Annotated in this window: 17 protein-coding genes and 1 other RNA gene; 12 read left to right on the top strand and 6 right to left on the bottom strand. The window is 55.3% G+C overall.

Annotated elements, in window-relative coordinates:
- Window positions 1-148 precede the first annotated feature (148 nt).
- The 6 genes from ACWJ62_RS16260 to ACWJ62_RS16285 all read right to left on the bottom strand — a co-directional run bounded on the left by ACWJ62_RS16260 (window position 149) and on the right by ACWJ62_RS16285 (window position 9,215).
- The gene (locus ACWJ62_RS16260) at window positions 149-2,824 is read right to left on the bottom strand and encodes a tetratricopeptide repeat protein (RefSeq protein WP_449287140.1); all 2,676 of its coding nucleotides are present in this window, start codon (window positions 2,822-2,824) and stop codon (window positions 149-151) included.
- A 19-nt stretch (window positions 2,825-2,843) separates the two neighbouring features.
- Entirely contained in the window at window positions 2,844-4,202 is a 1,359-nt protein-coding gene (prsR, locus tag ACWJ62_RS16265; protein ID WP_449287141.1) for a PEP-CTERM-box response regulator transcription factor, read from the bottom strand.
- Window positions 4,203-4,317: 115 nt separating this feature from the next.
- The gene (prsK, locus tag ACWJ62_RS16270; RefSeq protein WP_449287142.1) at window positions 4,318-6,453 is read right to left on the bottom strand and encodes an XrtA/PEP-CTERM system histidine kinase PrsK; all 2,136 of its coding nucleotides are present in this window, start codon (window positions 6,451-6,453) and stop codon (window positions 4,318-4,320) included.
- Window positions 6,454-6,532: 79 nt separating this feature from the next.
- The gene (locus tag ACWJ62_RS16275) at window positions 6,533-7,480 is read right to left on the bottom strand and encodes an SDR family oxidoreductase (RefSeq protein WP_449287143.1); all 948 of its coding nucleotides are present in this window, start codon (window positions 7,478-7,480) and stop codon (window positions 6,533-6,535) included.
- Window positions 7,480-8,295, bottom strand: coding sequence for a lysophospholipid acyltransferase family protein (locus tag ACWJ62_RS16280; protein ID WP_449287144.1), 816 nt, complete (start codon window positions 8,293-8,295; stop codon window positions 7,480-7,482). The genes ACWJ62_RS16275 and ACWJ62_RS16280 overlap by 1 nt, the downstream gene beginning before the upstream one ends.
- Complete coding sequence (locus ACWJ62_RS16285) at window positions 8,292-9,215, bottom strand: D-hexose-6-phosphate mutarotase (RefSeq protein WP_449287145.1); 924 nt, start codon at window positions 9,213-9,215, stop codon at window positions 8,292-8,294. The genes ACWJ62_RS16280 and ACWJ62_RS16285 overlap by 4 nt, the downstream gene beginning before the upstream one ends.
- 118 nt (window positions 9,216-9,333) lie before the next feature.
- On the opposite strand from ACWJ62_RS16285, the gene ACWJ62_RS16290 reads away from it, so the two are divergent.
- From ACWJ62_RS16290 to ACWJ62_RS16345, 12 genes are all read left to right on the top strand, one after another.
- Window positions 9,334-10,083, top strand: coding sequence for a 2OG-Fe(II) oxygenase (locus ACWJ62_RS16290; RefSeq protein WP_449287146.1), 750 nt, complete (start codon window positions 9,334-9,336; stop codon window positions 10,081-10,083).
- Window positions 10,084-10,190: 107 nt separating this feature from the next.
- Window positions 10,191-10,287: signal recognition particle sRNA small type (gene ffs, locus ACWJ62_RS16295), an RNA gene on the top strand.
- Between the two features lie 173 nt (window positions 10,288-10,460).
- The gene (gene dnaX / locus ACWJ62_RS16300; protein WP_449287147.1) at window positions 10,461-12,329 is read left to right on the top strand and encodes a DNA polymerase III subunit gamma/tau; all 1,869 of its coding nucleotides are present in this window, start codon (window positions 10,461-10,463) and stop codon (window positions 12,327-12,329) included.
- Window positions 12,330-12,332: 3 nt separating this feature from the next.
- On the top strand, window positions 12,333-12,656 hold the full coding sequence (locus ACWJ62_RS16305) for a YbaB/EbfC family nucleoid-associated protein (RefSeq protein WP_053115401.1): 324 nt from the start codon (window positions 12,333-12,335) through the stop codon (window positions 12,654-12,656).
- 31 nt (window positions 12,657-12,687) lie between these two features.
- Window positions 12,688-13,290, top strand: a complete 603-nt coding sequence (gene recR, locus ACWJ62_RS16310; protein ID WP_449287148.1) for a recombination mediator RecR — start codon at window positions 12,688-12,690, stop codon at window positions 13,288-13,290.
- Between the two features lie 31 nt (window positions 13,291-13,321).
- The gene (locus ACWJ62_RS16315; protein WP_449287149.1) at window positions 13,322-14,479 is read left to right on the top strand and encodes a ribonuclease D; all 1,158 of its coding nucleotides are present in this window, start codon (window positions 13,322-13,324) and stop codon (window positions 14,477-14,479) included.
- On the top strand, window positions 14,476-14,769 hold the full coding sequence (locus ACWJ62_RS16320; protein ID WP_449287150.1) for a YcgL domain-containing protein: 294 nt from the start codon (window positions 14,476-14,478) through the stop codon (window positions 14,767-14,769). The genes ACWJ62_RS16315 and ACWJ62_RS16320 overlap by 4 nt, the downstream gene beginning before the upstream one ends.
- Window positions 14,766-15,212 carry a YcgN family cysteine cluster protein gene (locus ACWJ62_RS16325; RefSeq protein WP_449287151.1) on the top strand — a complete coding sequence of 149 codons (447 nt, stop codon included), beginning with the start codon at window positions 14,766-14,768 and terminating at the stop codon, window positions 15,210-15,212. The genes ACWJ62_RS16320 and ACWJ62_RS16325 overlap by 4 nt, the downstream gene beginning before the upstream one ends.
- Window positions 15,212-15,556 carry a hypothetical protein gene (locus tag ACWJ62_RS16330; protein WP_148607188.1) on the top strand — a complete coding sequence of 115 codons (345 nt, stop codon included), beginning with the start codon at window positions 15,212-15,214 and terminating at the stop codon, window positions 15,554-15,556. The genes ACWJ62_RS16325 and ACWJ62_RS16330 overlap by 1 nt, the downstream gene beginning before the upstream one ends.
- 42 nt (window positions 15,557-15,598) lie before the next feature.
- Window positions 15,599-17,662, top strand: a complete 2,064-nt coding sequence (locus tag ACWJ62_RS16335; protein WP_449287152.1) for a VWA domain-containing protein — start codon at window positions 15,599-15,601, stop codon at window positions 17,660-17,662.
- A gap of 17 nt (window positions 17,663-17,679) precedes the next feature.
- Window positions 17,680-18,522: an AAA family ATPase gene (locus tag ACWJ62_RS16340; RefSeq protein ID WP_449287153.1), complete on the top strand. Its 843-nt coding sequence runs from the start codon at window positions 17,680-17,682 to the stop codon at window positions 18,520-18,522.
- A gap of 34 nt (window positions 18,523-18,556) precedes the next feature.
- Window positions 18,557-19,735, top strand: coding sequence for a vWA domain-containing protein (locus ACWJ62_RS16345; RefSeq protein WP_449287154.1), 1,179 nt, complete (start codon window positions 18,557-18,559; stop codon window positions 19,733-19,735).
- The last annotated feature ends 12 nt before the right edge of the window (window positions 19,736-19,747 follow it).

Below are 19,747 nucleotides of genomic sequence, written 5' to 3' on the forward strand. Positions count from 1 at the left end.
GAAATCCGTGCCAGAAACGAAAAACATCGATAAAACAGCTAGGTAGGAAGTCCATCCGATGGGTTGTGTAAAGCGGCTATGCATGAGATGTAAAAAAACCAGACACGCTTTCGAGTCTGGTTTTATCGATAAGACTAAACAGCTATGGTTACAGCGCCCTGCGAATCTCGTCGAGGTGGTTTTTGAATTCTTCGTTATCAGGGGCCATTGCGAGCGCTCGTTGCAGTTGATCCATTGCTGCACGGTGTTGACCATCTAGGTGTAGAATCCAGCCATAGGTATCGAGAATCGCAGGATTCTCCGGCTCAATCTCTGCAGCACGAGCCGCGAATTCAAGTGCACGGGGGGTGTCTGTGTCCCTCAGTGCCCAGGCAAGATTGTTCAGGGCTGTTGTATGAAATGGGTCCTGCTCTAAAACTTTTTGGTAGTGATTGGCAGCAGCCATGATGTTCCCTTCGGTCATCAATTGATTTCCGCGGGAGAGGTTGGCCGGAAGGCTATCAGGAGCGAGATCAATCCATTCTGCCGTAAGTTCGTTGGTCTTTTCTTTTGCGACCAGATTGGACAACTGAACGAGCGCGGGAAGTACCGCAGGATTACTGGTCTCACCCCAAAATGCATAGAGGGCCTGAAAAGCTTCTTCAGCGTGATTATCCGCCTGCAGGATAGCAGCCCGTGCAATGGTCACCCCGGCCGTTGCTCCGAAAACCTGCTCGACCTCCAATACTGCAGCTTGAGCTGCGTCGATATCACCCTGTAGGGTGCGGATTCGTGCTGGCAGCAGAGCAAACGCCTGATTTTCGGGGTTCAGTGCAAAAGCCTGCTGAGCCTTGTTGACCGCTGCATCCCATTGTTCTGAGAGTGTTAGTTGTTGTGCTTCCGCAGCAAGCAGATTGGCTTCAGCGGTCTTGAGAGACGCTGATTCGATTCCTTTGCCGGCTTCCGCTAGCCGGGAACGGGCTGTCTCCAGTTGCTCTTCGGATACCAGCCAAAGAATCTCCGTAGCGGCCAGCGCATTGGCCAATTCGGGCTCAGCCTGACCGACCGACTTGGTCCAATCGGATACGGCGGACTCGCTCTGATTATTGGCGGCATGGAGCCGGGCTGCCCTGAACAACAGCGGTAGTTTTGGCTCGGTTTGTTTGGCGGCCGCGACAAAGCTGCTGACGGCTTTCGCTGGTTGACCCGTCTCCTGGTAAAGCTGGGCCAGCGTAATGTTTATTTCAATGCTTGCAGGGTTGGTGGCACGAAGGCCTTCCAGCTTATTGATTGCGTCTTCGGTATTGCCAGTTCCTGCTGATGAGATCGCTGCAAGAAGCTGCGCAGAGCGGTCCTGGGGATAGCCGTTCTCAAGGGATTGTTGCAACTCTCTAAGTTCCCCGGTTTGGCCCTCGCGGATTAGTAAACGCACGTAGGCCGCTGTGGTGGGCCAGTCGTCCGGTTTGTTTGCAAAGGCAATCCGAAGTTGTCCAAGAGCTTGCTCGGGCATTCCCTGACGTTCGTAATAATTGGATAGGGCCAGTCGAAGACGAACGTTCTCGGGATTGAGGCTTAAGGCCCGGCTCAGACTGGCGACACCCTCGGACTGAGTGTCTTCGAGACTCAGCGCCACCATGCCGTGCATGGCCAGCAGTTCCGTGTCGTCGGGGCGGGCCTCGATTGCTCGAGCCAGCGTTGTATAGGCTTCCCGGCGCTCACCCTTGTCGATTCGAGCCATTGTTGTAAGCCGAATGAAGCGGGTGGGAGATGTTTCCGGATCAATATTCTGAGAAAGCAGATCAAGGCCCTCTTGAAGCCTGCCTTGTTGCAGATTCAGCGCGCCAAGGGTAAGAGCGATTCTTTCGTTATCTGGGTTTAACTGGAGCAGGTCCTGGAGGGTTTCAGAGGCTTCGTCGAAACGCCCGTCCTTAATTGCAGAAATCGCTGACTTTGCCTGATTCTCAAGATCTGAATCGGTATTCTCTGCAAGAACCCGGTTATATACCTGTGCCTCGGTAATACGGCCCTGTTCCGTGAGCACTCGAGAAAGCAGTGTCAGTGTTTGTCTTCGCACCGGCAGAAAAAAGTCAGAGGTGGGGAGGGCGCCCACAGCTGCCGTTAGAGCCTCCACAGCCGGCTCAAGGCGGTTCAGCGTATACAGTGCGCGCCCCTTTAACATCAGGACTTCGGAGCTTTCAGGGTGTTCTGCGAGATAAGAATCGGCCTCAGTTACTGCTTTCTGAGGATTGTTCAGATGCAGATAGGTCTTCAGGATGCCGGCGGTGGCCGTTTCCACTTGCCACCCCTCAGCAACTGCCTTTTCGAATTGCTCAATGGCTGCCTGGTAGTTACCAGATAGTCTCAGCGCTTCGCCTCGCACAATGGCGGCACGCCCTTTTTCTTCAGGAGTATCAACGTCGGCCAGTTGCAATGTTTCACGCGCTGATAAGTGTTTGCCTTGCCCAATGTAGGATTCTGCGAGGGCAAGGGCGACCTCGCCAGGCTGTTCATTCAGCCGTGGAACCAGGAGAGTCTCGACTTCCGGATAGGCACCTACACGCAGATAGAGATCGGAAAGGCGTAGGACGTAATTCAGATTGTCAGGTTCCTGCTGGATGGCGTTTCTTATTTCCAGCATGGCGGACCTGTACTGTCCCTGCTCCGCGTAGGTTTCACTTCGATTAATGTGGGATAGACCTTCCGGCTCTGTTGAGCCTCCGCCGCATCCGGGCAAAACTAGCGCTACCACCAGGCCGGTGCAGATATAGAGGCCTTTGAAAAAGGTAATCATGGGATCATTCTGGCGGTGTCGCTTGAACATGGGGAATCTTGGTGCGTCGGTCATAGTATTCCTGCCTGGCTCTCTAGCTTTCTGGTGAAGCTTCGGAGGTTTCGATGTTGTATTTATCGGTAAGGCTATAAATGGTGGGGCGTGTTATGCCAAGTAATCGAGCCGCCTTCGCCATATTGAATCCGCTGACCTGGAGTGCCTGGTTAAGCGCACGCCGCTCTGCGGTTTCACGAATCTGGCGAAGGTTCAGGCATTTCTCGTCTTGCGTTGACGTTTGTTGAAGTGACAGGTCTTCGGCGGTCACTCTTTTGCCCTCGGCCATTATAATCGCCCGCTTAACCTTGTTGATCATCTCCCGAACGTTGCCTGGCCAAGGATAGTTATTAACAGCGCTTATGGCGTCATCGGCGAAGGACAGGTTTGGGCGGTCGAGCTCTTTCCCGATACTTTTCAGGAGTGATTGCGCGAGAACCAGAGCATCGCCATCACGATCTCTGAGAGCAGGGACGTCAAGCGTAATTTCGCTAATGCGGTAGTACAGATCCTCGCGAAATTCGCCGCTCTCAATGAGCTGGTTCAGATTCCGGTGGGTCGCGCAGATAACCCGTACATCAACTGAAATCGGTTCGATCGCGCCAACGCGATCAATCATCCGTTCCTGGAGAAATCTGAGCAGTTTCGCCTGCAGCGCGAAAGGCATGTCCCCAATCTCGTCCAGGAAAAGCGTGCCACCGTTGGCAGATTCGATTTTGCCCTTTTTGTTCTGTGTTGCGCCGGTAAAAGCGCCTTTTTCGTAGCCGAACAGCTCGCTTTCCAAAAGGGCTTCTGGGATTGCTGCACAGTTAATGGCCGCGAAGGGCTTGGAGGCTCTAGGGCTGAGGTCGTGGAGTGCACGCGCAACCAGCTCCTTGCCGGTTCCGGTTTCACCGTTGATCAGCGTGGTCACGTCAGTCGGCGCAATCTTTTCTAGCGTTCGGCAAACCTGAAGCATTTGTGGGCTGGCCGCGACAATGCCTTTAATATTGGTGGCGTTCTGCTGGTTCGCCAGTTCACGATTCTCGCGCTCAAGTTCATAAAGCCGAAAAGCTCTGTCAACGACAAAAGTCAGGATATCTGCATCCAGAGGCTTTTGGTAAAAGTCCGATGCGCCCATTCCAACAGCCTTGACAGCATTCTCCTTGTCTTCGCGGCCGGTAACGACGATGACTTTGGTTAGTGGCGCGAGCCTGAGAATTTCTTCCAGAAGACTGAAACCCTCAGAGGCTCCACCTGGGTCGGGGGGGAGGCCTAAATCCAAGGTCACTACATTGGGCTCTTCTCGTCGCAGGAGTGCCAATGCGGATTCACGATCCGACGCGAGGCTTACTTCCAGATCATCGCTGAAGCACCAGCGCATTTGGCTTTGGAGTCCCGGGTCGTCTTCTACGATCAAGAGTCGTCTAGTCACAACAGCATTAAATCCTTTTTGAGAGTTTCCCTTGCAAAGATTCTTAACCGAACGTTGACACTTTGCAATGCTCGATGGAATTTATTGGGGTGATCGCCGATTAATTGACGCTCTCTTTCGTGTGGTCCGCGTCATGATCTGGTCGATATGTTAGTTCAGTCAGTGGCGCCGTCTTTTCAAATGCAAGGGGAATCCACACAGAGAAACATGACCCAATCCCGGGCTCGCTTGTAACATCGATAGTACCCCCAATTTTCCGTATGTATTCCCGTGCCTGATAAGCACCAATACCCATGCCCGTCAGACCTTTGGTGCTTTCAAAAGGTTTGAACAATTGGTCGCTGATGAATTCTTCTGTCATTCCTGACCCCGTGTCTTGAATGAACAGAACTACGGAGCCTTTGGAGGTCTTGATTGTAAGAGTGATTTCCCCTGTGGGCGGTGTCGCGTCCTGTGCGTTCTGAATCAGATGGCCCAATACGCTGCGGAGATGTTCTGTGTCAGCCTTAATGATCGCTTCTGGTGGAGAGCCGACTACATGCGGCGCTGGCGTCCGGTGCTGATAATGCGTCACCAACTGCTGAACCAATTGTGTCAGGTTGATCGGCTCAAGATTGACCTTTTCTTCTGTGTGAGGTTTTCGAATGTGATCTACCAGATTCGACATTTTCCTCACAGCGTGTTCAGTCGTATTGATCATGTCGTCAATGAACGCAGGGTTATTGCGATGTTTTGGCGCATTTTTCACCAGCAGTGACAACTGGGCAATAACGGTTTTCAGGTCATGAACCATAAAAGAGGACGCCTTGCTCACGGCTTCAAACTGCATCGCACGGGATAATCTGTATTGAGCATCGGCTTGGGCGAGCAGGTTACAGGTCTGCCGAGCCACGACCTTAATGAGGTCAAAGTTTTCCCAATTGAGTTCCACGCGGGCGTATGGGTTGCCGACAAGAGCCATCCCATAGAGTTCATTACCCAGATAGAGTGGAATGATCAGCCAGCAGTCAGGAGTTTTTGCTATTACGTCAGGAATTTCCAAAAGGTTGTAGCTGACCGGATCTGCCTTGTATTCATGTAGGTCGACAATCCACTCACGATCCCGAAAAAAGCGAACCAGTTCGGAGTTGCCCTCGATCATGGTGTATTTGGGTGTTGAGAGATTGACTGAAGCTTTGAGAACGTAAGCATCCTGCTCGCCAATGAGCCAAATCGCACCTGCGTTACTCTCGACTAGTCCCGCAAGTATCCTTATCACGCGCTGGGGTAGAGGGGGGTCGTCACTGAGATCGGCAAGCTCCCGCGTCATTTTTAGCCACTCTTCGCGGTAGTCATATTTGTAGTCAAAAAAGTTCTGGCTGATCACTACCATCAGTTTTGAGCGGATGCGCCTCGAAAGAAGCAGCGTAGTCAGGAAAACAAGTGAAATCGTGAAAAATAGAACCTGAAGTGCGTCGCCCCATTGCCCACCCAGTGTTCGAACATAGTAGCCACCGAGGGCAAGAAACAGCAGATAGCCACCGGCAAATATCAGTGTTCCACCATGAAAAACTGCCGAACGGGACAAATGAAAATCAACGGGCTGCCTGCGGGTGTTGATGACATTGACAGCGAATAGCGGTGTAAGGAGAGCATTTACAAAACCGCGGGCGTTCCAGAAGGAGTCTGCAACATGCCCAAAGAGAAGGGCATCGGAGTACATAAAGAAATCGAAGGCGAATATAGTCCCCGCGCCAATGCACATGTATTTTATACTTGACCTTCCGAAACTGGGGGAATTGCGCCAGATTTGCTCGACGAGAGACAGGCCCAGCAGGGAAAGCCCGATTTGGCCGAGAAGTTTGATTTTCCCGCTAGCCAAAGCCAGATCGGTAAAATTTTCGATGAGCCCGATTGCGAGCAGAACCAAAAGTAGAAGGCCTGCGCTTGCGCCCAGGATCTGCTTTACTTTTCCGGTGAGCTTGTTTTCCCTTAGTCCGTCTTTCAGCAACGCAAATAGCAGGTAAATCCAGGCAGCATCCCGAAGCAGTTCAATCAGATATCTAAGGTTAAAGCCCGGATAGCCCCAGATGCTCTGACTTACGAGCGAACATGCCCAAACGGCCGTTACGGTTGAGGCAAGCGCAAGGGCACGGTCGACTCCGCGGCGAAGGTATCGTGCCGCCACCAAAATCGCCAGAAGTCCGAACGTAATCGCAGCAAGTGAATAGCTGAGTACGTCCATGTTGCTGAACATGCCAGAGTGCCCCGCAAAGTAAGTCCTTTAAAAAGAATAGCTCTTTTTAGATGAGAATAACTTATGTAGCCAATGTTTACTAAACAGGCCTCTTATTTTCCCGATAAAACCGGAAAATTTCCTTCAGCGGCCGCTTCGGCTCAAACCCGAACTCGTTAACAAACGCCCGTCCATCAATCACTACGGGATATTTGAAGAACGCCATCAGGTAGGACGGGAAACTCTTTAGTTTCAAGGTGCCGAGTATCATCTTCGGCACCATCGGCGGGACGGAAGGCACCTGAATCCGTTTGCAGCCACAGAGCTTGAGTGCGTGCTGATAGGCCACCCAATCCTGCGGGGCGACGTTGTAAACGCCACGTGTCGGTTTTTTATACGCCAGTACAATGGCATCAGCCATGTCATCGATGTGGATAAACTGCATCATGGGTGAAAAGCCCGCCAACACCGGAGCCCGCTCGCTGCCCAGCAGGGTGCTAATGGTGTTGCGCACGCCTGGCCCCACGATATTGCAGGGTCGCAGGATAGTGATGTTCAGTTCCGGGTAGCGCCAAAGGTAAATGTTGGCCAGGTTCTCCAGCTCAACGGAGTCAATCAGGTCGGCGCTGAGCCCTGCGCTCTTGAGGGGGGCTGCTTCATCGATAAGGGCGGGATTGTAGGCAACCGCTCCGTATACATGGAACGTTGAAAGCACGACCACTCGTTTGATGCCGTACTTGTGGCTCAGATCCAGAAGCTTCTGGGTGCCGAGCACGTTGGCATTGTAGCGCCGCATGCGGGTGAGCTGGCTGGACATGATCCGGCCCATGTGGATTACGCCATCAAACTCATAGCGCCGGAACAGATCCTCGAATACCCGCTTGTTGAAATCGATACAGTAGCTCGGGATGTCGTCGCCCAGGTAGACCTGTTCACGGAAATCCACAGCGACCAGGTCGCAGGTATCCCGAAGCTGTTCGATGACCTGTTGGGCGAGGGCGCCGGCGGCGCCGGTAATCAGGATGTGTGGTCTGCGTTGTTCGGTCATCAGAAAAGCCTTTTCCGTTCGCTCAGTCCCTTGTCGATCAGCCGGCTGATCTCCGACTTGACCTTCTCCACCCGGTCGGTGACCTGTTCTTCGGGAATTTCCAGATCGTCAAAGTACATCGGGGCTCCGAAGTTCAGGTGTACTTTCGCCGGCAGCACCACGGGCATGGCGACGGGGGCGTAGGGGATGCCCAGGGCTTTTGCCAGGGGCTTTATGTTGGCGATGGCCGGGATGGTCTCCTCGCAGCCCACCACGCCCACAGGCACGATCGGCGCCTTGTACTTCATCGCCAAGTGCATGAAGCCGTTGCCAAACCGTTTGAGCTGGTAGCGTTCGTGGTAGAGTTTTCCGGAACCGCGTATGCCCTCGGGGAACACGATGACGGCCTCGTCGTTAGCGAGCATCTTGGCGCAGTTCACCGGGTCGCCGAGCACGGCGCCCACTTCATTTAAAAGGTTGCCGAGCCAGGGCACAGTCGGGAAAAAGCGTTCGATCATCGCCCTTGGAATGCGGGCATCTTTTTCCCGGGAGGCGAGGGCATAGCCGATCAGCAGGCCGTCGATAGGAAGCTGACCACTGTGATTGGCAATAATGAGCACCGGCCCATCCGCGGGAATGTTTTCCACGCCGTGGGCCTGAACCCGGAAGTACTTCTCGTAGATCTGTTTGGTGAGCGAAAGCCCGTATTTCATGGCTTCGTTGTTGTATCCCCAGGGGTCGTAGCCCAGGCTCCCGATGGGTTTGCGGATGCGGTTGATATGTTTGTCCAGTTCCGCGGGAACCAGTCGGGACTTCAGAAACGATGCCAGGCTCATGATTTCCTTCCAATGAATACGCCTAATGTGTGGCTTTGTCCGTTATTAAGCACCCGATAGTCGCTGGCTGCATTGGCGGTTTCGACGCACAGCATGGACTGCCAGGCCGTATCGGGAAAATCCGATAGCTTGGCCGCCTTGGCCGGACCGGGGTTCCAGACCACGGTTGAGTCGCTGCCTACGGCTGAGAGCTTTCGGCCAGTTCGGGGTGTCACGATCGTCAGTGTGTCGCCGCTCTCATAGATGCGGTCCGTTTCGCCGTCAAAATACACAGGGCCTTCCTGGTTGCGGTATTCCCAGCTATCCAGGGTGTCGATGTACTGGCTGTTTCCGAGGCCCAACACTCGAGAGCGGGTTATGTCGCTGGTCGGCAAATAAGTGTGAAGCGCCTGGGTAAAGGCCAGGAGATCGTTCCCCAGATTTGTGGTCGTCAAAGCCAGTTGGCAGCCGCGGATGGAAAAGCTGAACGTGAGCAGGGCGAGCGCATGCCCGATCCAGATATCGTTGAAATCTTCATTGCCATCCAGGGACAGGCTGATTTCCACCTCGTGTGCGTTCTCCCGGACATCCTCCAGTTTCCACAGTGCGGTACGGGCAAATCCGTGGGCTTTGTCGGTCTGGATGCGCTTGCGAACTTCTGGCGCGTTGCGGACCGGATCGCCGAACCAGGGCCAGCAGACCGGAATGCCTCCACGAATGGCACGGCCAGGTTCGTATCGGGCGGTTGGGCTCATCCACAACCAGTCAGATTCGTCCTGGGGCTTGAAGCTTGCGAGGTGCGCGCCCTGGAGAAACAGGGTGGCCTGGAACAAGGGGTGGTGTACCTCAAGGGCTTCCAGTTGCCCGATCGTTTTCCAGCGCGTGAAGGACCATTGGCCCGGAGAGAGTGAGAGCGGTGGCCTGTTACTGCTTTCTGACATGGTTATCTACTGAGTGAAACCGGTTAAGTGTATTTGCCTACACAGAGAGTAAATTAAAACTGCCGCTCCGGCGAGAATTGCGCCTAAAATACGCTCAAATCTAGTACGAGGCCTGCCGATGGAAACGCCGGTAATCATCCCGATCCATGATCCCCTTATCACACCTTTGCACAGCGCCCAGGATGCGGTGGCAGGCAGTGATGTCCAGTCGATGGACCTCACGCCGGATCAACGTGAGCCGTTGTCTGAGGAATGGCTGGATGAACTGGCTTTGGGGCTTAGCGAGCACGGCTGGATGTCGCTGGATGTGAGGTCGCGGCTGGGCTCCAACTTGTTGGGGGCGCTGAAACAGGAAGTGCAGATTCTGGATCGTACCGATGCCATGAAAAAAGCCGGCATCGGCCGCGGTAATGATCTGGTACGTGACCGTTCGGTGCGCCGCGATAAGATCGCCTGGTTGCAGGGTGTTACTGCGCCCCAGGCTGCGTTGTTCGAATTCTTTGAAATGATTCGTCAGGGCCTTAACCAGAGGCTGTTTCTGGGGCTGAAGCGGTTCGAGACCCATTACTCTACCTACCACTCCGGTGATTTCTACAAGCAGCACCTGGACAGTTTTAAGGGCAGGGCGTCCCGGGTGGTGAGCTTGGTGCTTTATCTCAACGAAGAGTGGCAGGCAGCCGACGGCGGTGCCCTTCAGGTGTTCAACCGCGACAATGATCAGGAAGTGTGCGGAACCGTGTTGCCCGAGGCGGGCCGCATGGCGTTGTTCATGAGCGAAGAGATTCCCCACGAGGTGTTGCCGGCAAACCGCACTCGCTACAGTCTGGCCTGCTGGTTCCGCCAGGATGAGGTGCTGCTGCCTCTTTAAGCATGATGCCGGAGAGCATGCTGATTTGTCATTGTAGTGTGTAAACCCTTTTGCTAATATGCGCGCCGCTTTCAGGGATTTGTCCTGAAACGCCGTTATGGTGGCTCCATTGGTGCCTCCGCAACATGAAACCGTGAACCCGGTCAGGCCCGGAAGGGAGCAGCCGAAGCGGTGGAATTGTGTGCCGGGGTGTCGCTGATGGAGTCACCCCCAGTTTTTCTCTCCGCAAAGCTATTGCCCTGATTTTTCTCTGATATCTCTCTTGCAGTCTCTCTGCTTTAACGGCCTTTTCCTTCGGTTTCCGGAATCAACTCTGCTTCTTATAGATCTGTGTCCATGCTAAGGTTAAACCCGTTTTTCACTGCAGTTGGCGGAACATGAGCTACCAGGTACTTGCCCGTAAATGGCGCCCACGCACCTTCGAGGATATGGTGGGCCAGGAACACGTGCTCCAGGCGTTGATTCACGCCCTGGAAAGCCAGCGTCTTCATCACGCTTATCTGTTCACGGGGACCCGTGGGGTAGGCAAGACCACCATTGGCCGGCTGCTCGCCCGCTGCCTTAACTGCGAAACGGGCGTCACCCCCAATCCCTGCGGCGAATGCTCCAGCTGCCAGGAGATTCAGGAAGGCCGGTTTGTGGATCTGATTGAAATCGACGCCGCGTCCCGGACCGGCGTTGATGATATGCGTGAGCTGACTGATAACGTCCAGTACTCGCCTACCCGTGGCCGCTACAAGGTGTACCTCATTGACGAGGTGCACATGCTGACCAACCAGTCGTTCAACGCCTTCCTGAAGACCCTCGAAGAGCCGCCGGAACACGTCAAGTTCCTGCTGGCGACGACCGATCCCCAGAAACTGCCGGTCACGGTGCTCTCCCGGTGCCTGCAATTCAACCTCAAGCGCATGACCCCGGAGCACATCGCAGGCCATCTGAGGCATGTACTGGGTGCCGAGGAAATTCCATTTGAGGAACCGGCCCTGTGGCTCCTGGCCCGCGCCGCCGATGGCAGTATGCGCGATGCCTTGAGCCTGACCGATCAGGCTATCGCCTTCGGCAACCAGAAGCTGTCGGCCAGTGATGTTAGCAATATGCTGGGCACCATTGATCAGCGGGATATCGAGCGCATCGTGAATGCGCTGGTTGAGAGCGATGGCCCGGCACTTTTGGCGGAAATCAGCCGGATTTCCGACTTTGCACCGGATTACAGTGTGATCCTCGCCGATCTGCTATCGCTCTTTCACCGGGTCACCATGGAACAGGTGGTTCCGGGCAGCGCGGATAACGCCCTTGGTGATGCCGAGCAGGTCCAGGCCCTGGCCCGCAAGCTTAGCGCCGAGGACGCGCAGCTTTTCTATCAATCTGCGCTGATTGGGAGGAAAGACCTCGCCATTACGCCTGACGCGCGAATGGGTTTCGAAATGACGCTGCTCCGGATGCTTGCCTTCCGGCCCGGTGCTGACCGGCGAGAGCCCCCCGCAATAAGCTCCGGTGGCCAGCCCGCCGCCTCTGAGCCACGGGATGAGCCCGACCCGGCGCCGACCCCACAGGTAGAGCAAAAACAGCCGGAACCGGAACCCGAATCCACGCCTGAGCCTGAGCCCGAGATGCCGGCCGCTCCGCCCGTTGCGGAGGAGGATGCATCCTGGCTGGCCAGTCTGGATGCTCAGGCCGAGGCGACAGGAGAGTATGAAGAGAACTATCCCCTGAGTGATGAGGCTCCTGTTACAGAAGAGCTCGCGCCTGAAGTTTCTGCCGAGCCAGTTGTTCAGCCTGCGCCGGCTCAGGAACCTGCGTTTGTAGAGCCTGAGCTAGAGCGTGGTCCAGCGGCCGAACCTGTAGTTGAACCTGAGGGAGAGTTTGTCTGGCACCGCGATTTCCGGAGCCTTGGCATTGTGGGCATGCCCGGTAATCTCGCCAGTCACGGCGCCATGTCGCGGGACGGCGATGTCATTACCCTGACCATTGATGAGGGTCACGTCAGGCTGTTGAACAGCCGGCACGAGGAAAAGATTCTCGCTGCCTTGAGAAACCGCTTTGGCGACTCCATTCAGTTACGTACAGAGCAGGGCAATCCCGGGCCAGACACCCCGGCGGCTTATGAGGAACGCCAGAGAAAGGCGCGCCAGGAAGCCGCAGAGGCGTCCATTCGCAGGGATCCGGTCGTAAAGTCTATTGTTGAACGATTCGAGGCGCGGGTAGTTGAAGACAGTATCCGGCCGGCCGAGATAAGCAGGAGATAAGCTATGATGAATAATATGGGCGACATGATGAAAAAAGCCCAGAAAATGCAGGAAGAGATGCAGAAGGCCCAGGAAGAAATCGCCAAGGCAGAAGTGACTGGCGAAGCTGGAGCCGGGCTGGTCAAAGTCACCATGAATGGCCGTCACGACGTTCGTAAAGTGGACATCGACTCCTCCCTGATGTCTGAGGAAAAGGATATTCTGGAAGATCTTCTGGCCGCTGCGGTGAACGATGCCGTACGGCGCGTCGAGGAAAACCAGAAAGAGAAAATGTCCGGTATGATGTCCGGCATGGGCCTGCCGCCCGGTTTCAAGATGCCGTTCTGAATTTCATCCTGCAGTCGTTTGAGGACCTTTCATGGCGTTCAGCCCCCTGGTTGATGAGCTTGTAGAATCCCTTCGTTGCCTTCCCGGAGTTGGCCAGAAAACGGCCCAGCGCATGGCTTTCCATTTGCTGGAACGTAGTCGTTCCGGCGGCACTCGTCTTTCCGAGGCACTGAGCCAGGCCATGAACGGTGTCCGGCGATGTGAAAGCTGCCAGAACTTTGCCGACACCGAGGTCTGCGGGATCTGTGAAAATCCCCAACGGCGCACTGGTACCCTGTGTGTGGTGGAAAGCCCTTCGGATCTTCTGGCCATCGAGCAGGCGGGAGACTATCGCGGCGGCTATTTCGTCCTGATGGGGCACCTCTCACCGATTGACGGCGTTGGGCCGGAGGAAATCGGCATCGAGCGTCTGCTGAAGCGGATCCGCGACGAGGGCGTGACTGAACTGATTTTGGCGACCAACCCGACCGTGGAGGGTGAAGCTACGGCTCACTACATCGCCGATCGCCTTGATGGCCAGGGAATCCTGATAACCCGTCTGGCCCATGGTATACCGGTGGGTGGAGAACTCGGCTACGTTGATGGCTTTACCCTGACCCACGCATTCCGTGGTCGCAAACCACTGTCCGATTGAATCTGACCGAATAAACCTACCAGGCACGTTTATGGATATTTCTGCCCAGGCCGCTGTGGCTATCGACGTTCCCCCGGCTCCGGCCAGTATTGACTGGATCCGGGAACCGGAAGCGCTGGACCAATGGCTGGATCGCGCACCGGGCAAGCCTCTGGCTCTGGACACTGAATTTGAGCGGGTAAACACCTTTTACCCGATACCCGGACTGGTTCAACTGGGCCTTAATGGTGACTTTTGCCTGGTGGACCCTGCCGTTGCCGAACAATCCCGACGTTTCCGGGAAGTCCTGGCGGACCCGGATACGCCAAAGCTCCTTTACGCAATGAGCGAAGACCTGGAACTGTTTCGCCAGTGGCTCAATCTCCAGCCTGCCGGTGTGATCGATCTTCAAATCGGCGCCGCGATGGCTGGAGCCGGGTTTTCCCTGGGTTACGCGAGACTGGTGGAAACTCTGTTCGGTGAGACTCTGGACAAGTCCGCCACCCGCTCTGACTGGCTGGCGAGACCGCTGAGCGATGCTCAGCAACGTTACGCGATTGACGATATCCGTTTTTTGGAGCCAATGTACCAGTGGGTCAGAGCATTACTTCGCGATCGCGGTCTGGAAGCGGCTCTGGTAGAGGAATCGGCGCGCTTTGCCAATGAACTGGCAGGGCAGGAAGATCCCGATAACCATTACCTGAAACTGCGGGCCGGATGGACCCTCTCGGCTCAGCAACAGGGTGTCCTGAAGGAACTTGTGCGCTGGCGTGAGCTTGAGTGCCAGCGGCGGGACCGGCCAAGGAACCGTGTGCTGGCTGATACACTGTTGATTGCCATTGCGGAAAGGCTGCCAGCTTCCCCAAAGGAGCTTTCCAACATTCAGGGAGTACCATCCGGCGCAGTCCGTCGGTACGGCGATACCCTCATTGAACTTGTTAGCCGGGGGTCGACCGCGGATAATTCGTCCCTTGAGAGGGTTGCGCCACCTTTGTCCCGGGATCAGCAGGGATTCTTCAAGCAATTAAAGCGCCTTTTCAAAAAGGCGGCGGAAGATGCTGATATTCCAATGGAGTTGCTGGCGCCGAGAAAGCGTTTGGAAAAGGTTGTACAGCAACCGGACCTGGCGCAACACGAATTTTTCCAGGGCTGGCGGGCGCAGATTCTTGCTCCGGTTCGCTCTGATATTGAGGAATTACTGAAGTCATGAAAGAGCGGGAATTTGTCTCTGTTTTCCGGAGCAGCAAAAAGAATGACACCTATCTTTTTGTTCGGCGCGGACAGAAGTTGGAGGAGCTTCCGGAGAGTCTCATGGGTATTTTCGGTCAGCCGGTTCATTCCATGGATCTGGTTCTGACGCCCGACCGCAAGCTGGCAAGAACGACCGGAAAGCAGGTTCTGGAAGCCATCGGCGAGAAAGACTTTTTTCTGCAAATGCCGGAAGAGCAGGAGGGTTACGTGGTGGACTTCAAGCGCACGCTGGATCGCCGCGATCCATGATTGCCCAGGTGCCGTTCTGGCAACGCAAGCGCCTGCATGAGATGACGCCTGAGGAATGGGAGTCTCTTTGCGACGGTTGCGGAAAATGTTGCCTGAACAAACTGGAAGACGAAGACACCGGCGAGGTCTACCACACTGATCTGGTGTGTCGTTATATGGACGAAGAAACCTGCCAGTGCACCGTTTACAAAGAGCGGCTTCAGAAGGTGCCGGGTTGCACGGTACTGACACCGGGCACCGTCAGCGACTACCATTGGCTGCCATACACCTGCGCTTACCGGACCCTGGCTGAAGACCGGCCGTTGGCCGATTGGCATCCCTTGCGAAGCGGGGATCCCGATTCGGTGAACGAAGCAGGCGTTTCGATCCGTCACAAGGTGATTTCGGAAGACCGCGTGCCGGAAGAAGACTGGGAAGAACATATCATTCACTGGATCCTGTAATGATTGATACCGATGCACAACTGGCCTACGGGATTTTCTGGGCCGCTTACGCCATAGCTTTTGTCGTGTTCTTTTATATGATGAAGAGCCTGATCCGTTTTCTGCCTTTTTATGGAGTGCGGACCCTGATTCTCGCTGCTCTGGTGGCTTTGCTGCTTACCCCGGTTGAATCGCCCGATCTGGCCGGTTGGTGGATTCCGGCCTGGCTGTTCGGCGGCTACGAAATGATTCTTGGCGACGCGGACGCTTCAGGTCGGGCACTGTTTAATCTGGGCCTCGCCGGATTGGTCATGCTGCTGGTCTGGGTGCTGGATCTGGTTCGCTACCGTCTTGTTCGTAAATAGCGCGAAAAAGAAAAAAAGATAAGGATGGATGCCTTGAGAGAGATGACATCGAGATGGTTTGGGCTGGTTGCACTTTGTTTCGTGCTCAGCCTGCCAGCCGGGTTGAATGCCCAGGAGAGTGACGACGTTCAACTGCCCGAGCGGTCGGACGTTCGGATCATTGTCGATATCTCGGGCTCCATGAAAGACACCGACCCGGAAAACCTGCGACAGCCCGCCGTGCGTCTGCTGGCCCGGCTTTTGCCAGAGGGGGCCTCGGCGGGTGTCTGGACCTTCGGGCAGTATGTCAACATGCTGGTGCCGCACCGTGAGGTAACCAACGCATGGCGGGAAATGGCCATTCAGCGCTCAGCTCAGATTAACTCGGTCGCACTCAGAACAAACCTTGGCGCGGCTATTGAGACAGCCAGCGATGATTATTTCACGGACGGCGATCTGAGCCGGACTCACTTCATACTGCTGACCGACGGCAAGGTCGATATCTCCGACGATCCCGCAAAGAATACCGCAGAGGAAACTCGTATTCTGGATACAATTGTCGCGGATCTCATCGAAAGGGGCGCTACCTTTCACCCCGTGGCTCTCTCTGAGGCTGCGGATACCGACTTTCTGAAAGCGTTGGCGACAGACTCCGGCGGTCGTTTCCAGGTGGCGGATACAGCAGATGCGCTGAACCTGGCGTTTCTTCAGGCATTGAACACCGCGGTTCCGCAGGAGCAGATTCCTATTGAGGGCAATGGCTTTACGGTGGACGAGGGCGTTCGTGAATTTACCGCCCTGATTTTCTGGGGCGAGTCTGAAACCTCTGCCACCCGGGATCTTGCACTGATTCGCCCGGACGAACAGACCGTGAATCTCGCCGAATTCCCCGATAACGTCCGGTGGGCAAGGGAAGCCGGTTATGACCTGATCACGGTCAATGAGCCGTTGGCCGGGCAGTGGCGTATCAATGGCGAACTGGGCGAGGGTAGCCGGGTAACAGTGGTCAGCGACCTCAGGATGGTGGTTAATCCACTACCACCATCGTTTACCGCGGACGACCCACTCAACATCCGGGTTGGCTTTTTCGAAGAAGGGGAGAAAATCACCAATCCTGATTTTCTGGGTGTGATTGAAGTCAGCCTTAGTATCACTTCGGAAGATGGCAGGAGCGGGACCAAGGTATTACGCGGTGAGCAGCCGCCGGAAGATGGCACCTATCGGGATACCGTAAGTGGTTTGCCAGCTGCAGGCCTCTACACCTTTGATGTGGTCGCCGATGGCCAGACCTTTAGCCGAAAGTTCAGCGCTACCGTCGGGTTTACGGTGCCCGAAGGGACAGAGCCAGCCAATCAGCCAGCTGAACAAGTCGAGCCAGAGGTGACTGAGCCAGCGCCCGCGACCGAGCAATCTGAGCCGGAGCCGCCAGTATCCGAGCCAGTGCAACCTGAGTCCGATCCGGCGATTGCTTCGCCCATCGACGTGAGTCAGGCAGAGGAGCCGATGAAGCCGGCGGCCCAGGAGCCTGAACCGTTACCTGAGGAGCCGGAAGAAACTGAAACCGGCTTTGCCGTACCTTTGTGGATGGTCGCCGCTGCAGGCGGGGGCCTGATAGTGATTGGCGGCCTGGTCTGGTTTGCCATCCGCAAGCGTAAGCAGCATCAGCAGGAGCAAGAGAAAGCAGCTGCAGAGCGCGAAACGCTTGAGGATCTGCAGGATGAGCCCGAAGCCGAGGAGATTCCTGAGGTCACCGAGGAAGCGCCAGAGGACGATATGTCCGAACTAGAGGCCGTGATCGATGAACATGAGGCCACTCTGAAGGCGGAAGATGAAGCGTTCGAGGAGCCCCATGCCGAGCCGGTCGAAGAGCCGGAAGAGGATATTCCGGTAGCGAACACTCCAGTAGACGAAGAGCCTGCAGGGTTGGACGAGGATATCCCGGAGCTAGAGGATGTCGCAGATCCCTCCGACGCTGATGCTCCGGAAGACGATGACGAGGAAGAGTTCGGGCTTGAGGATTTCGATTTGTCCGAGTTCGACGATTTACCCGATTATGATCAGGATGAGTCCGGGTTGCCCGAAGACGATCCGAAGAAGAAACCTGATCAGAAAGACCAGAAAAAGTAACCAACAGGAACCAGAGCATGAAGTTTACCGGTACCGAGAAGTATGTAGCCACCGATGACCTGCAAATGGCCGTCAACGCAGCGATTGCGCTTCAGCGCCCGCTGTTGATCAAGGGCGAGCCGGGCACCGGGAAAACCCTGCTGGCGGAGGAAATGGCCGCCGGATTGGGTATGAGGCTGATTCCCTGGCACATCAAGTCCACTACCAAGGCTCAGCAGGGGCTGTACGAGTACGATGCGGTTTCCCGTCTGCGGGACTCGCAGTTGGGTGATGAAAAGGTCAAGGATATCGGCAACTACATCGTAAAGGGCAAGCTCTGGGAGGCTTTTGAGGCCGACGAGCAAGTGGTTCTGCTGATCGATGAGATCGACAAGGCGGACATCGAGTTTCCCAACGACCTCCTGCTGGAACTCGACCGTATGGAGTTCTTTGTCTATGAGACTCAGAAGTTGGTTAAGGCAAAGAAACGCCCGATCGTGGTGATCACCAGTAACAACGAGAAAGAACTGCCGGATGCGTTTCTGCGTCGTTGCTTCTTCCACTACATCAGCTTCCCGGACCACGACACCATGCAGAATATCGTGGACGTGCATTTCCCGGGCTTGCAGCAGGAAATCGTTCGCGATGCTCTGGAAGTCTTCTTTGATGTGCGCAAGGTCCCGGGCCTGAAGAAGAAACCGTCCACCTCGGAGCTGATTGACTGGCTGAAACTGCTGATGGCTGATGAGCTGTCGGCGAAAATGTTGCAGGAGAAGGATTCCAGTTCGGCGTTGCCGCCTCTGTACGGTGCCTTGGTGAAGAATGAGCAGGATGTGCACCTGTTGCAGAAACTCGCCTTCATGGCCCGTCGTCGTAGCTGATTCTCGGCAAGATCATTGGCAAGAGTCACGTTTTATGTTGATTGATTTTTTTCTTGAAGTCCGGCGCGCGAAGGTGCCTGCCAGTCTGAGGGAGTTTCTGGATCTTCTGGAAGCCCTGCAGAAGCGGCTCGCCTTTGCGGATATGGAAGAGTTCTATTACCTGTCCCGTCTTTGCCTGGTCAAGGACGAGCGTCACTTCGACAAGTTTGACCGTGCCTTCCAAGCGTACTTTGAAGGCATCGAGAACCTTGACGAGCTGCTGGAGGCCCTGATTCCGGACGATTGGCTCAGAGCTGAGTTTGAGAAGCACTTGTCTGAGGAAGAGAAGGCCAAAATCGATTCTCTTGGAGGCCTCGAGGAGCTGATCGAGACCTTCAAGAAGCGAATGGAAGAGCAGGAAGAGCGTCATGCCGGCGGCAATAAATGGATTGGAACCGGCGGCACCTCACCATTCGGCGCCAACGGCTACAACCCGGAGGGTTTCCGGATCGGCCAGAAGAACGGTCGTCACGGCAGGGCCGTAAAAGTTTGGGAAAAGCGCGAGTTCAAAGATCTGGACGACAGCGTGACCTTGGGCATCCGCAACATCAAGGTGGCGCTGCGCCGGCTGCGTAAGTTCGCCCGCCAGGGTGCGGCGGACCAGCTGGATATGGACGACACGATCCGCTCCACGGCTCGTAATGCAGGATACCTGGACCTGAAAATGGTGCCCGAACGGCACAATGCGGTGAAGGTGCTGATTTTCTTCGACGTGGGCGGCTCCATGGACCCTCACGTACGCGTCTGTGAGGAACTGTTCTCGGCCGCACGGCTCGAATTCAAACACATGGAATATTTCTATTTCCACAATTTCGTCTACGAGAGTGTCTGGAAGAACAATATCCGCCGGATGAATGAAACCACCAGCACCTGGGACATTCTTCACAAGTACACGCCGGACTACAAAGTCATCTTTGTAGGCGACGCTACCATGGCGCCCTACGAAATCTCTCATCCCGGTGGCTCGATCGAGCACTGGAACGAGGAAGCCGGCGCTACCTGGTTTCAACGTATAAACGAACACTTCCGAAAGGTTGTCTGGATTAATCCGCTCCCGGAGAGTTACTGGGGCAACGGAGGTTCGTTGGGCATGACCAAACAGCTCGTTAACGATCACATGTACCCGCTGACCGTCGAAGGCCTCGAATCGGCCATGAAGCAGCTGAGTAAATAAAAAAAGCCGATG

The sequence above is a fragment of the Marinobacter sp. PE14 genome, from assembly GCF_053566155.1.